Genomic DNA, 14,828 nt, shown 5'->3' with positions numbered 1-14,828 from the left:
CGGGGCTCAGGCGTCGAGGGGGCGTCCTTTCGTTTCCGGCAAGGCGACGAGGCAGGTGACCAGCGCCAGCGCCACCACGACGATCGTGTACCATAGGCCGGCATAGGGATCGCCGGTCCGCGCGACGATATATTGGCTGACCAGCGGCAGGAAACCGCCGAAATAGCCGGTGCCGATATGATAGGGGATGGAGAGCGAACTGTAGCGGATGCGGGCCGGGAAATATTCCGACAGAAGCGCCGCGACCGGGCCATAGGTCGCACCCGACAGGGTCCAGAGCAGCAGCAGCGCGGCGAACAGCATCAGCGCACGCGGCCAGTCGGGGCGGACGACACCGAAATCATAGCCCTGCGCCGTCAGCGCGGCATCGATCCCCTCCCTGCTGAGGTCCACCACGGCCACGCCGCCGATGCTGACCGCGGGGGCGACGCCGCTGCGCTTGTCATAGGGGATGCCGCGCTTGGAAAAATGATCGAGCAGCTTGCCGCAGGCGGTCGGCTGTATCTTGGCAAAGGGATCGAAACGGCAATCTGGACCGCTCACCACCACCGGCGCCCGTGCTGCTGCCTGCGTCAGCGCCGGGTTCGCGGTCGCGCCCATATACTGGTAGAGCGGCATGACCAGCAGCAGCACCAGCGCATAGCCGATGACGATCGGCTTCTTGCGCCCGACCCGGTCGGAGAGCCAGCCGAAGAAGATGAAGCTCGCCATGCCGGCAAAGGCGCTGCCGCCGACCAGCAGTTGCGCGATGCCCGGCGCGACATGCAGGCCGCTCTGCAGGAAATAGAGCGCCTGGAACATCACCGTATAGGCAATCACGGTGAAGCCCGCCGCGATGCCGATCATCGCCACCAGCATCCGCTTCCTGTTGCCCGGCGCGGTAAAGGCTTCCTTTAGCGGGTTCTTCGCCTGTTGCCCCGCCTTCTTCATCGCCGTGAAGACCGGGCTTTCGCGCAGCATCAGCCGCATCCACAGCGAAATGGCGAGCAGCGCCAGCGAGAAGATGAAGGGAATACGCCATCCCCAGGCGTCCCAGACCTCCATGCTGACGATCCATTGCGTGCCGACCACGACGATCAGCGACAGGATGAAGCCGCCAATCACCCCGGCCTGGATGAAGCTGGTATAGAAGCCGCGCTTTCCGGCCGGCGCATGTTCGGCGACATAGATGGCCGCGCCGCCATATTCGCCGCCCAGCGCCAGCCCCTGCGCGATGCGCAACGCGATCAGGATGACCGGTGCGGCGACACCGATGCTGGCCGCCGACGGGGTCAACCCGACGCCCGCCGTTGCCAGCCCCATCAGGACGATAGTGGCCAGAAACGTATATTTGCGCCCCAGCCGATCGCCCAGATAGCCGAACAGCATCGCGCCCAGCGGTCGGAAGCCGAAGCCGATCGCGAAGCCGGCGAGCGAATAGAGCAGTTCCACGGTCGGATTGTCGGTCGGAAAGAAGGTACGGCCGATGATCGGCGCCAGCACGCCATAGATGTAGAAATCATACCATTCGAACACCGTGCCGAGTGCCGAAGCGGTGATGACCAACCGGTCCCGCTTCGCATCCATCACATAGTGGCCCCCGACCGCCTGCGTCATCCCGCCCCCTTAACCTCGCATATTTCCCGTATATTTTGACATCTTCATGCGCCAACGGGAAAGGAAATTTCCAACAGCACGCGCATAGCCGCCATGCCGACTGCCTAACATGGCTCGGCCCTTGTAGGACAGGTTCAGAACAGTCGCGAACCGTTCGGCACGGGCCTGTCGGGCGCGAACAGCATGACGGCGCCGGCCGCGTCGGCGAAGCCCAGGGTCAGCACTTCCGACATGAACTTGCCGATCTGGCGCAGCGGGAAATTGACTACGGCGGCGACCTGGCGGCCGGGCAGGTCTTCCAGCGCGTGGTTTTCGGTGATCTGGGCGCTCGATTTCTTCTGGCCGATCGTCGGGCCGAAATCGATCAGCAGCTTGTAGGCGGGCTTGCGCGCCTCGGGATAGGGCTCGGCCGAGACGATCGTGCCGACGCGGATGTCCACCTTCAGGAAATCGTCGAAGCCGATCGGGTCGGCGGCGGGGGCGCTGGGGTCGTGGGTCAGGTGCATGGCGCCATCAAACCATTCCCGTTATTCCAGCGAAAGCTGGAATCCCACTTTTCTTTCAACGCCATCGCAAAAGAGATGTGAGATCCCAGCTTTCGCCAAGGTGACGGTGGAAGCGAGCCTTATTCCAGTTCCAGGATCACCGCGTCGACCGGCAGGCTTTCGCCCTGGGCGGCGGACACGCTCTTGACCGTGCCCGCCTTGCCGGCGCGCAGGATATTTTCCATCTTCATCGCCTCGATCACGGCGAGCGGCTGGCCGATCTCGACCTTGTCGCCCTGCTTGACGTTCAGCGCGACCAGCAGGCCGGGCATCGGGCAGATCAGATATTTCGACAGATCGGGCGGGATCTTTTCGATCATGTGCGCGGCATAGGGCGCGGCGTGGGCCGGCAGGATGCGCAGCTTGTGGCTGGCGCCATGGGCCGTCAGCACGAAGCCCGACCGCACCGGCGCAATCCGCACCGCCAGTTGTTCCTCGCCAAACTCCGCCTCAATCAGGCGATCGCCCGGCGTATATTCCAGCGCCATGTCGAGGCTCTCGCCATCGACCGTCACTTCGTCGCCGTCGATCACGACATCATGGATGGCGTCGCCGATCTTCACCTGCCAGCCAGTCGGGGGGCTAAGGCGCTTGCCAAGCTGCCCGTCGCATCGACGGGCGCGGTCGGCCTGTGCCATGGCGGCGAAGGCGCCGATCGCGGACAGGCGCTGGAGCAATTCCGCCGACGCGGGCGCGCCGGTGAAGCCTTCAGGATATTCCTCGGCGATGAAGCCGGTGGTGATATTGCCCGAGCGGAAGCGCTCATGCTGCATCAGCGCGGACACGAAATCGATATTGTGGCCCGGCCCCTCGATCTCGAACTTGTCGAGCGCCTCGATCTGCTTGTCGATGGCTTCGAGGCGCGTGGGCGCCCAGGTGATCAGCTTGGCGATCATCGGATCGTAGAAGATCGACACCTCGCCGCCTTCCTGCACGCCATCATCCACGCGGATCAGCGCGCCGCTCTCATCCGTGCCGGTTTCGGGCGGGTTGTAGCGGATCAGGCGGCCGGTCGACGGCAGGAAGCCGCGATAAGGGTCTTCGGCATAGACACGGTTCTCGATCGACCAGCCGTTGATCTTCACGTCGGCCTGCGTGAAGCTCAGCTTCTCGCCATTGGCGACGCGGATCATCTGTTCGACCAGATCGACGCCGGTGATTTCCTCGGTGACGGGATGCTCGACCTGAAGCCGCGTGTTCATTTCGAGGAAATAGAAGCCGTCGCCGGTCTTGTCCTCGCCGCTGACGATCAGTTCGACCGTGCCGGCGCTGAAGTATCCGACCGCGCGGGCCAGGGCGACGCACTGCTCGCCCATCTTCTTGCGCATTTCGGGGCTGACGAAGGGCGACGGCGCTTCCTCGACGACCTTCTGATGGCGGCGCTGGATCGAGCATTCGCGTTCGTTGAGGTAAACGATATTGCCATGCTGGTCGCCCAGCACCTGAATTTCGATATGGCGCGGGCTTTCGATGAACTTCTCGATGAAGACGCGGTCGTCGCCAAAGCTGTTGAGGCCCTCGCGCTTGGTCGCCTCAAAGCCTTCGCGGACATCCTGTTCGCTATAGGCAAGGCGCATCCCCTTGCCGCCGCCGCCGGCCGATGCCTTCATCATCACCGGATAGCCGATCTCGTTGGAGATGCGGACGGCATGTTCGGTGTCGTCGATCACGCCGACAAAGCCAGGGACGACATTGACGCCCGCTTCCATCGCCAGCTTCTTGGATTCGATCTTGTCGCCCATGGCGGCGATGGCATTGGCGGGCGGGCCGACGAAGATGATGCCCTCGGCGTCGAGCGCCTTGCGGAAGCTCTCGCGCTCGGAGAGGAAGCCATAGCCCGGATGCACCGCATCGGCGCCGGTCGCCTTGCACGCTTCGATGATCTTGTCGGCCAGCAGATAGGACTGGGCGGCGGGCGGCGGGCCGATATGGACGGCTTCATCGGCCATCAGCACATGCGGCGCGCGGGCGTCGGCATCGGAATAGACCGCGACGGTCTTGATGCCCATCTTCTTGGCCGTCCGCATGACACGGCACGCAATTTCGCCACGGTTCGCGATCAGGATCTTGGTGATTGCCATTTAGGTTTCGCTCTCTCGCCTATATATAAACCATGTAAAAGTGAGCAGCGTCGCCGAAACGATCGCGTTGATCGTTGGGAGAGCCAGCATGAAGAAGTTGGCGCCGTTCACGTCACAATTGTCCGGTCCGGGTGTTTCCACACCAAGGCAAAGCGGATCGCTCATCGGCCGCATTTGCCCACCAAACTCCATCGAAAAATAGAGAATGCCAAAAAGGGCGAACCAAATTGCCAGAGTAAGAAACGCGCTCATTCTAAGCGACCTAGTTTCACCGTCTGGTTTGCGCAGGAGCGCGATGCAGGCGATTGGAACGGCAACTATGGCAGTCGAAACTACAGAGCCCAGTGCCCAGTATCCTCCCCAAGTGCGCGAATTGCGGAAAATAGGCTCCATCTCATTCAAGCGCCAGTTCAAAGGATCAAAAGCGCGCTCGGCGAAAACAGCAATGGCTGGACCACCATTTGCCAAAGCCCAAACCAGCAGCAGAAAAGTCAAAGCCCATCTGGCATTTACAGCGGTAGACGACTGATAGCTCATTTCGTCACCGCAACCTCACCCACACCCGTCACCCCGGCCTTGAGCCGGGGTCCCGCTTTCTTCCCGCGCGACGGCAAAGAAGAAGCGGGACCCCGGCTCAAGGCCGGGGTGACGAAGGTGGGCGAACGCGCGATCATTCATCCACTCCCGACAACCGCGCCTTGAAGAAAAGCATCGACAAGCCAGCAAACAAGGCAAAGGCGATTGCCATCACAATGGCGATCGACGTCGTATCGCAGGCTTCAGCCGCATCCGGCGTTATGCCACACACTCGAATGGCGGCCATCGCGATCATGATCGACGCGATGGCCCAGTATGCGATACTGAGCACCACGAAGAGCATGATCTTGCGGCCGCCGGGTTTCGTCACTCAGCCGCCTCCAGTTCAACCTTCACTTCGGCCTGCATCGGCACGACGCCCAGCTTGGCGAACAGCGCCGCATCGGCATTGTCGCCGGCATTGGCGGTGGTCAGCAGCTTGTCGCCGGTGAAGATGCTGTTCGCGCCGGCCATGAAGCAGAGCGCCTGACAGCTATCCGACATGCTCTCGCGGCCGGCCGACAGGCGCACCATGCTTTCGGGCATCACGATCCGCGCGACCGCGACGGTGCGCACGAACTCGATCTCGTCAATCTTGGCGAGCGGTGTGTCGGCCAGCATATTGCCCAGCACCGTGCCCTTGACCGGAACCAGGGCGTTGATCGGCACGCTCTGCGGATGGACCGGCAGCACGGCCAGCGCATGGAGGAAGCCGACGCGATCCTCGCGGGCCTCGCCCATGCCGACGATGCCGCCCGAGCAGACATTGATGCCCGAATTGCGGACATTTTCCAGCGTCACCAGACGATCGTCAAAGGTCCGGGTGGTGATGACCTTCTCATAATGTTCGGGCGAGGTGTCGATATTATGGTTGTAATAATCGAGCCCGGCTTCCGCCAGCATATCCGCCTGGCTTTCGCTCAGCATCCCCAGCGTCATGCAGGTTTCCATGCCCATCTGGCGCACGCCCTTCACCATCTCGACGATGGCGGGCATGTCGCGGTCCTTGGGGTTGCGCCAGGCCGCACCCATGCAGAAGCGCGAGCTGCCCGCGTCCTTCGCCTGCGCCGCCGCCTGCATCACCGCTTGCACGCTCATCAGCTTTTCGGCTTTGAGCCCGCTTTCCGCCGAGGCCGACTGATTGCAATAGCCGCAATCCTCCGGACAGCCCCCGGTCTTGATCGACAACAGGGTGGACAGCTGCACCTCGTTGCGCGGGAAGTTCGCGCGGTGGATCGACTGCGCTTCGAACATCAGGTCGCCAAACGGCAGGTCGAACAGCGCGGCGATTTCCTCCCGCGTCCAGTCGTTGCGGGCGGTCAGGGTGCAGGGGGTATTCATTTACGCAGCTTCCTCTAGCCCCACCGGGGGCATGTTGTGGCCGAGCAGGCGCAGCACATCGGCGGCGCACTCCACGACATTGGAACCCGGCCCATAAATGCCCTGAACCCCTGCGTCACGAAGATAGTCATAATCCTGCGGCGGGATGACGCCGCCGGCGATCACCTTGATGTCGCTGCGTCCCTTTTCGCGCAGCCGGTTGATGAGTTCGGGGATCAGCGTCTTGTGCCCGGCGGCGAGCGACGACGCGCCGACCACGTCCACGCCGCTGTCGAGCGCCAGCACCACCGTTTCCTCCGGCGTCTGGAACAAAGGCCCGGACACGACATCGAAGCCCATGTCGCCGAAAGCCGAGGCGATGATGTTGGCGCCCCGGTCGTGCCCATCCTGCCCCATCTTGGCGACGAGGAGTTTGGGCTTGCGACCGAGGCGCCGTTCGACGGCCTGCACCCCGTCGAGAACCTGTTTCCAGCGGCTGTCATCCTTGTAGGGCGCGCCATAGACACCCTTCACCGGCGTCGGCTGCGTGCCATAGCGGTTGAAGCTGTCCTCCATGGCGGCAGAGATTTCGCCGAGCGTGGCGCGGGCGCGGGCGCACTCGACGGCATGGGCCAGGAGATTGGTCTCGATCGACTGCGGGGCGGCGGCGGCATCGCGCAGCGACTGGAGCGCAGCCTGGCAGGCATCCTCGTCGCGCTGCGCCTTCACCCGGTTGATGCGGGCGATCTGCGCCTCGCGGACCTTGGTGTTGTCGACTTCCAGCGTTTCGAGCAGGTCTTCGTTCGCCAGGCGATATTTGTTGACGCCGACGATGACGTCCTCGCCCCGGTCGACGCGGGCCTGACGGGCGGCGGCGGCTGTTTCGATCATCGCCTTGGGCCAGCCTGCGCCCACGGCCTTGGCCATGCCGCCTTCGCTTTCCACGCGGTCGATGATTTCCTGCGCGGCGTCGACCAGTTGCTGGGTCAGCGCCTCGATATAATAGCTGCCGCCCAGCGGATCGACGACATTGCACATGCCGGTCTCTTCCTGGATCACGATCTGCGTGTTGCGCGCGATGCGGGCGGAAAAGTCCGTCGGCAGCGCAATCGCTTCGTCCAGCGCATTGGTGTGGAGCGACTGGGTGCCGCCCAGCATCGCCGCCATCGCCTCGATCGTGGTGCGCATGACGTTATTATAAGGGTCTTGCTCGGTCAGCGAGACGCCCGATGTCTGGCAATGGGTGCGCAGCATCTTGCTGCGCTCATCCTGCGCGCCGAGCTTGGTCATGACGCGATGCCACAGCACGCGCGCGGCGCGCAGCTTGGCGATCTCCATGAAGAAGTTCATGCCGATCGCGAAGAAGAAGCTGAGGCGCCCGGCAAACTTGTCGATGTCGAGGCCGCTCGCCACGCCATAGCGCACATATTCCGCGCCATCGGCGATGGTGAAGGCCAGTTCCTGCACCTGCGTCGCGCCGGCTTCCTGCATATGATAGCCGGAAATGGAGATGCTGTTGAACTTGGGCATCTCGCGCGAGGTGTAGCCGAAAATGTCGGAGATGATCCGCATCGAGGGTTCGGGCGGGTAGATATAGGTGTTGCGGACCATGAACTCCTTCAGAATGTCGTTCTGAATGGTCCCGTCGAGCAATTTGCGCTCGACCCCCTGTTCCTCGCCCGCGACGATGAAGAAGGCCAGGATCGGGATGACCGCGCCGTTCATGGTCATCGATACGCTCATCTTGTCGAGCGGAATGCCGTCGAACAGGATCTTCATGTCCTCGATCGTGTCGATCGCCACGCCCGCCTTGCCGACATCGCCGACGACGCGGGGATGGTCGCTGTCATAGCCGCGATGGGTGGCGAGGTCGAAGGCGACGCTGAGGCCCTTCTGCCCAGCGGCCAGGTTGCGGCGATAGAAGGCGTTGGATTCCTCGGCGGTCGAGAAGCCCGCATATTGGCGGATGGTCCAGGGCCGCCCCGCATACATGGACGCACGCACGCCGCGGGTGAAGGGCGCGAAGCCGGGCAGGCCGGGATCGACGCTGACGTCATCGGCCGTGTAAAGCGGCTTCACCGTGATACCTTCGGGGGTATCCCAGTTCAGATCCTTGCCCTTCACTTCCTTGGCGGCAGCGGCTGCCCACTGGTCCAATGTCGGCTTCTCGGTCATCCTAGTCCCTACCTTATTCCTCTCCCGCAGGCGGGAGAGGATACGCAGGCTTGCCAACTTGTTGGCTAGCCGAAGTTGGAGTGGGCTGTCCCGTGCCCACCCCGCTGCGACTAGGCGGCAAAGCCGCCAAGTCTCGCTGCCCCTCCCGCTTGCGGGAGGGGAGATGTCAGTGCGCGCCGTCCTTCGGCGTCTCCATGATCTCGGTCAGCACCCCGTTCATGTCCTTGGGGTGGACGAAGAAGATCGGCGTGCCATGCGCCCCGATGCGCGGTTCGCCGAGTACCTTCTTGCCCAGCCCCTCGAACCAGGCCTTGGCCTCGTGGATGTCGGGCACTTCATAGCACATATGATGCTGCCCGCCGGCCGGGTTCTTGGCGATGAAGCCATGGATCGGGCTGTTCTCGCCCAGCGGCTCGATCAGCTCGATCTGCGTGCCCGCTGTGCCGCCCTCGCCCGGCGTGTCGACGAAGCACACCTTCACCCCCTGCGCCGGCAGGTCGAACGGTTCGTGCGTCAGCGTCGCGCCCATGATGTCGCGATAATAGGCCAGGCTCGCCGCCAGCGAAGGCGTCGCGATGCCGATATGGTTGAGACGGCCGAGTTTCATAACATCATTCCCAATATCGTCATTCCCGCGAAAGCGGGAACCCATCTCCCAACCCATCCCCAAGAAGCAATGTCGGGGGATGGATCCCCGCTTTCGCGGGGATGACGTCGTTATTTAGAGCGGAATATTGTCGTGCTTCTTCCACGGATTTTCGAGGCTCTTGTTCCTGAGCTTGCGCAGGCCCAGCGCGATCCGCTTGCGGGTCGAGTGGGGCTGGATCACCTCGTCGATGAAGCCCTTGCTCGCCGCCACGAAGGGGTTGGCGAAGCGGTCTTCATATTCCTTGGTCTTCTCGGCAATCTCTTCGGGCGTCTTGCCGCGGAAGATGATCTCGACCGCGCCCTTGGCGCCCATCACCGCAATCTCGGCGGTCGGCCAGGCATAGTTCAAGTCGCCGCGCAGATGCTTGGAACTCATCACGTCATAGGCGCCGCCATAGGCCTTGCGGGTGATGACGGTGATCTTCGGCACGGTCGCCTCGGCATAGGCGAACAGCAGTTTCGCGCCATGCTTGATGATGCCGCTATGCTCCTGCGCGGTGCCCGGCAGGAAGCCCGGCACGTCGACGAAGGTGACGATCGGGATCTCGAACGCATCGCAGAAGCGCACGAACCGGCCGGCCTTCTTGGACGAGTTGATGTCCAGCACGCCGGCCAGCACCATCGGCTGGTTGGCGATGATGCCCACCGTCTTGCCCTCGATCCGGCCGAAACCGCACAGGATATTGCCCGCATGCGCCGGCTGCACCTCGAAGAAGTCGCCTTCGTCCACCACCTTGCGGATCAGTTCGTGCATGTCATAGGGCTGGTTGGCATTGGCCGGGATCAGCGTGTCGAGGCTGTCCTCCAGCCGGTCCCACGGGTCCGCGCTCGGCCGCTCGGGCACCGGTTCCTTGTTGGACGCGGGCAGGAAGTCGACGAAATCGCGCACCGCCAGCAACGCTTCGATGTCGTTCTCGAACGCCACGTCCGCCACGCCCGACTTGGTCGTGTGGGTAATCGCGCCGCCCAGTTCCTCCTGGGTCACCACCTCGTTGGTAACGGTCTTGACCACGTCCGGCCCGGTTACGAACATGAAGCTGCTGTCCTTCACCATGAAGATGAAGTCGGTCATCGCCGGCGAATAGACCGCGCCGCCCGCGCACGGCCCCATGATGACGCTGATCTGCGGCACCACGCCCGACGCCAGCACATTGCGCTGGAAAATCTCGGCATAGCCGGCGAGCGAGGCGACACCCTCCTGGATGCGCGCGCCGCCGCTGTCGTTGAGGCCAATCACCGGCGCCCCGACCTTCATCGCGATATCCATGATCTTGCAGATCTTCATCGCGTGCCGTTCCGACACCGCACCGCCATAAACGGTGAAGTCCTGGCTGAAGACATAGACGAGCCGGCCGTTGATCGTGCCCGATCCGGTGACGACGCCGTCGCCCGGAATATGCTGTTCGTCCATGCCGAAATCGATGCAGTTATGCTCGACATACATGTCCAGCTCTTCAAAGCTGTCCTCGTCCAGCAGCACTTCGATCCGCTCCCGCGCGGTCAGCTTGCCCTTGCCATGCTGCGCGTCGATGCGGCGCTGGCCGCCGCCCATGCGGGCGCCCTCGCGCTTGGCTTCCAGCTGTTCGATGATGGCGAGCTTCGACATGAAAGGCTTCTCTCCAAATTCGTGGCGTCCATAGCTTGGCCGACGCCGCCTTGCCCTTCCCCTACCCAGCCGCACACAAAGTTCGCAAATGTAAATTTGCCAATTTGCAAATCGCGACTTCGCAAATTAGGGTAAGGATTATGGCACGCGGCAATCGTATATTCGCAGGTCCACGCCTGCGCCAGCTGCGCCTGGACCATCGCATGGACCAGGCGACCATGGCGCAGGCACTGGGCATATCCGTATCCTATCTCAGCCAAATGGAAAATGACGATCGCCCGCTGACCGCCAAGGTCAAGGCCGCGCTCGCCAATGCCTTTCCCACCGACTGGGCCAGTTTCGACAGCCGCGAGGACGAGCAATTGCTGGGCGCCTTCGCCTTTGCCCTGTCCCATCCCGAACTGCCCGGCCCGGCGCTGGAGCCGGAACGGATCGAGAAGCTGCATTTGCAATTCCCCGAGTTCGCGGCCCGCTATGTCGATCTCTACAACGCCCATATGCGCGCCAATGAGCGGATCAACATGATCGAGGAGGCGATCGCCAACGATCATGAGGTGCAGGCCCGCCTGCCCTGGGAAGCGGCGCGCGACTGGTTTCACGAGGCGGGCAATTATGTCCATAGCCTCGACTGCCTGGCCGAGGAGATGGCCGAAAGCTTTGCCCAGGGCCAGGTGCTGGACGAAGGGATGCTGGTCGAGGCGCTCGCCCGCCGCCACGGCATCGAGACGCTGATCGCCGAGACACCCGACAGCGCGCTGCGCGCCTATCGCGCCGCCGACCGGCAATTGTTCATCAACGCCGCCCTGCCGACCGAAAGCCGCAAGTTCATGCTGGCGCACCAGCTGATGATGCTGGAGGGGCAGGCGGTGATCGCCGATGTGGTGCGCAAGGCCGGGCTGCCGGTCACCGGCGTCGACCGGCTGCTCGCCATCGGCCTTGGCAATTATGCCGCCGGCGCACTGCTCATGCCCTACGCCCCCTTCCGCGAGGCGGCACGGACGATGCGCCATGATATCGACCGGCTGGCCCGCACCTTCGGCGTCAGTTTCGAACAGGCCTGCCACCGCCTGTCCACACTGCAGCGGCCGGGCCTGCGCGGCATCCCCTTCTTCTTCTGCCGGGTCGACATGGCCGGCAACATCACCAAGCGCCACAGCGCCACCCGGCTGCAATTCGCGCGCTTCGGCGGCGCCTGCCCGCTGTGGAACGTGCATGAGGCGGTGGCCGTGCCCGACCGCATCAATGTGCAGCTTGGCGAGACCCCCGACGGCGTGCGCTATGTCTCGATGGCCAAGGGGCTGGTGAAGCCGTCCGGCAGCTACAAGCGCACCCCGCGCCGTTTCGCCGTAGTGCTGGGCTGCGAGGTCGCCCATGCGGCCAATTTCGTCTATGCCGACGGCCTGCATCTGCAGGAGGAAGGCGCCGCGACGCCGATCGGCATCACCTGCCGCCTCTGCTCGCGCCAGAGCTGCGACCAGCGCGCCTTCCCGCCCGCCGACCGCCCGATCCATGTCGACCCCGACAATCGCCAGATCGTGCCCTACTGGATCGGCTGACACGAAGTAATAATTACACGAAAATCCGAAATAAAATCCGACATTACTTTTACATTTCAATACTCATCTTCAACCATGAAGATCGTGCAGTATATTGAAATATAATTCACTTATATGTCGTGTCACTTTTAACAAAATTGTCATAGCGAAATCCCAGTTGCAGGGCGGGACTGTCACGGACAGCTCGGTGCCAGAACAGATAATCGGCACCCTTGTCGCACATGGTAAAAAGGGATTTCGGGTCAATGAAACAGCTATTGATGTGCAGCGCCGCGCTGGTCGTGGCGGCTGCGCCGACGATCGCGCTCGCGCAATCGACCGGCTCGCAGGATTTCGAGGACAGCATCATCGTCACCGGTGCGCAGGGCGACCAGAGCGTGGGCGGCGTCAAGATTCCCGAAACGCCCAAGGCCAAGGTCATGCTCGACCAGGAGATCATCGCCCGCCAGCGCCCCGGCCAGGCGATCAACGAAACGCTGAACCTGGTGCCCGGCGTCAGCTTCTCCAACCAGGACCCCTGGGGATCGCTGGGCGGCAGCTTCACCGTGCGCGGATTCAGCTCCGACCGCGTGTCGCAGACGATCGACGGCATACCGCTCAATGACTCGGGCAATTACGCGCTCTACACCAACCAGCAGCTCGACCCGGAAATCATCGAGGCGGCAACCGTCAGCCTGGGCTCCACCGACGTCGACAGCCCGACCGCTTCGGCCGCCGGCGGCACGATCAACATCCGCTCGCTGATGCCATCGGACGAGATGGGCGCGATGATCAGCGCCAGCTATGGCAATATCGTCGCCCGCGGCAATGACGATGATCGCGCCTATCACCGCATCTTCGGCATGTTCCAGACCGGCGTGTTCACGCCGTTCGGCACCAAGGCCTGGTTCTCCGCCTCGCGCGCGACCAACAAGTCGACCTACACCAATTATGGCGGCGTTGATAAACAGCAATATAATGGCAAGATCTACCAGCCGATCGGCAGCAATGGCGACTTCATCGCACTGGCGGGCCATTACAACCAGAACCGCAACACCTTCAACGGTTCGACCTATACCACCGCGACCTTCCCCGGCACGACCGACGGCCGCTTCTACGACACCGCGACCTGCACCGTGGACACGCCGCAGACCGGCGTCACCGACTATGCCAATAGCTGCGGTTCGGCGTTCGAGCGGCGCTACAACCCGTCCAACACCGGCAATGTCCGGCTCAATTCGCGCTTCACCCTGGCGAATGGCCTCACGCTGACGGTCGATCCCAGCTTCCAATATACCAAGGCCAATGGCGGCGGCACATCCTATGCCTATGAAGGCGCCAGTGCCGACGGCAACACGGGCGGCCATTATCTCAAGGACAGCCGCAACACCGCCACCAGCAGCTCGACCCAATATTATTATGTCGGCGGCGTGGACCTGAATGGCGATGGCGACACGCAGGATTTCGTGCGCGTCCTGTCACCCAGCCAGACCGTGACCAAACGCTATGGCGTGATCGCCAACCTGTCCTACGATATCGACCCCGACAATCGCCTGCGCCTGTCCTACACCTATGACCGCGCCCGCCATCGCCAGACCGGCGAGGCCGGCTATCTGGAGGCCAATGGCGATCCGGTCGATGTCTTCCCGATCAACAATCCGATCGTCGATGCCGACGGCAATGTCGTGCAGAAGCGCAACCGGCTATCCTATGCCACGCTGAACCAGATTTCGGGCGAATATCGCGGTTCCTATCTCGACGATCAGGTCATCCTGCTGCTGGGCGCGCGCATGCCCTTCTTCAGCCGCGACCTCAATCAATATTGCGTCACCACCGACGCATCGGGCAACGTCAACTGCCCGGCGACCCAAGCCGGCATCGATGCCCAGCTTGCCGCCAACAGCGCCTATGCCGCGCCGCAGTCGCGCAAGTTCGACTATAACAAGCTGCTGCCGAACCTTGGCGTCACCTACAAGTTCACCAGCAAGGCCAGCGTCTTCACCAGCTATGCCAAGAACCTGTCCGTACCCGGCACCGACGCGCTCTATGGCGCGCTCTATTTCGACGAAGGCTCCAGCTCGGGCAATCCCAAGCCGGAAACCTCCGACGCGTTCGACCTTGGCCTGCGCTATCAGTCCGGCATCGTTCAGGCGCAGCTCTCGGGCTGGTACACCCGCTACAACAACCGCCTGGCGACCGCCTATGACGCCGATTGCGATTGCAGCGTGACCCGCAACCTCGGCCGCGTCGACAAATATGGCGTCGACGGCAGCGTCGCGGTGCGTCCGGTCAAGGATCTGATGCTCTACGTCTTCGGCTCCTACCTCAAGTCGGAGATCAAGGACGATGTCCAGACCGGCGCCAGCACCTATGCCGCAACCGCCGGCAAGCGCGAGGCCGGCGCGCCGGTCTACACGCTGGGCAGCCGCATCCAGGGCACGCTCGGCCCGGTCGACCTCGGCCTCCAGATCAAGCGGACCGGCGAACGCTATGTCAACGACATCAACACGGTGAAACTGCCCGGCTATACGCTGGTCGATCTCGATGCCCGCTTCTCGCTGGAGCGATGGGGCCTCAAGAAGACCTTCTTCCAGCTCAACGTCACCAACCTGTTCGACAAGGTCTATATCGGCTATTCGGGCACCGGCCTCACCAGCACCGCCACCACCGCCTATCTCGGCTCGCCCCGCGCGATCAGCGGGTCGATGGTCGTGGCCTTTTGACCGGACGAAGGGGCGCCGGCACC

At 62.9% G+C, this 14,828-nt stretch carries 11 protein-coding genes; 2 read left to right on the top strand and 9 right to left on the bottom strand.

From position 1 onward, the window contains the following. Positions 1–6: 6 nt before the first annotated feature. The 9 genes from A0U87_RS00665 to A0U87_RS00625 form a co-directional block, all read right to left on the bottom strand. Entirely contained in the window at positions 7–1,596 is a 1,590-nt protein-coding gene (locus A0U87_RS00665) for an MFS transporter (protein WP_137405178.1), read from the bottom strand. Positions 1,597–1,730: 134 nt separating this feature from the next. Beyond that, entirely contained in the window at positions 1,731–2,102 is a 372-nt protein-coding gene (locus A0U87_RS00660; protein ID WP_048937120.1) for a tRNA-binding protein, read from the bottom strand. Positions 2,103–2,221: 119 nt separating this feature from the next. Then, complete coding sequence (locus A0U87_RS00655; RefSeq protein WP_048937121.1) at positions 2,222–4,222, bottom strand: acetyl/propionyl/methylcrotonyl-CoA carboxylase subunit alpha; 2,001 nt, start codon at positions 4,220–4,222, stop codon at positions 2,222–2,224. Beyond that, a complete protein-coding gene (locus A0U87_RS00650; RefSeq protein WP_137405177.1) occupies positions 4,223–4,759 on the bottom strand; it encodes a hypothetical protein in 537 nt (178 codons plus the stop codon). A gap of 133 nt (positions 4,760–4,892) precedes the next feature. Then, positions 4,893–5,129: a hypothetical protein gene (locus A0U87_RS00645; protein ID WP_048937123.1), complete on the bottom strand. Its 237-nt coding sequence runs from the start codon at positions 5,127–5,129 to the stop codon at positions 4,893–4,895. Then, positions 5,126–6,139, bottom strand: a complete 1,014-nt coding sequence (bioB, locus tag A0U87_RS00640) for a biotin synthase BioB (RefSeq protein WP_004207227.1) — start codon at positions 6,137–6,139, stop codon at positions 5,126–5,128. Before bioB ends, A0U87_RS00645 begins: the two co-directional genes overlap by 4 nt. Then, complete coding sequence (gene scpA, locus A0U87_RS00635) at positions 6,140–8,293, bottom strand: methylmalonyl-CoA mutase (RefSeq protein WP_122928060.1); 2,154 nt, start codon at positions 8,291–8,293, stop codon at positions 6,140–6,142. A 166-nt stretch (positions 8,294–8,459) separates the two neighbouring features. Next, complete coding sequence (gene mce, locus A0U87_RS00630) at positions 8,460–8,900, bottom strand: methylmalonyl-CoA epimerase (protein WP_048937125.1); 441 nt, start codon at positions 8,898–8,900, stop codon at positions 8,460–8,462. Between the two features lie 114 nt (positions 8,901–9,014). Beyond that, entirely contained in the window at positions 9,015–10,547 is a 1,533-nt protein-coding gene (locus A0U87_RS00625) for an acyl-CoA carboxylase subunit beta (protein WP_048937126.1), read from the bottom strand. 140 nt (positions 10,548–10,687) lie between these two features. On the opposite strand from A0U87_RS00625, the gene A0U87_RS00620 reads away from it, so the two are divergent. Further along, on the top strand, positions 10,688–12,103 hold the full coding sequence (locus tag A0U87_RS00620) for a helix-turn-helix transcriptional regulator (RefSeq protein ID WP_137405176.1): 1,416 nt from the start codon (positions 10,688–10,690) through the stop codon (positions 12,101–12,103). A gap of 245 nt (positions 12,104–12,348) precedes the next feature. Next, positions 12,349–14,805: a TonB-dependent receptor gene (locus A0U87_RS00615; protein WP_048937127.1), complete on the top strand. Its 2,457-nt coding sequence runs from the start codon at positions 12,349–12,351 to the stop codon at positions 14,803–14,805. The last annotated feature ends 23 nt before the right edge of the window (positions 14,806–14,828 follow it).

Source organism: Sphingobium sp. MP9-4, assembly GCF_005281675.1.
In the GTDB taxonomy this organism is placed as follows: Bacteria; Pseudomonadota; Alphaproteobacteria; order Sphingomonadales; family Sphingomonadaceae; genus Sphingobium; species Sphingobium yanoikuyae.
The sequence above is the reverse complement of the archived record's forward strand: the minus strand, read 5'-3'. Positions and strand labels throughout refer to the sequence as shown.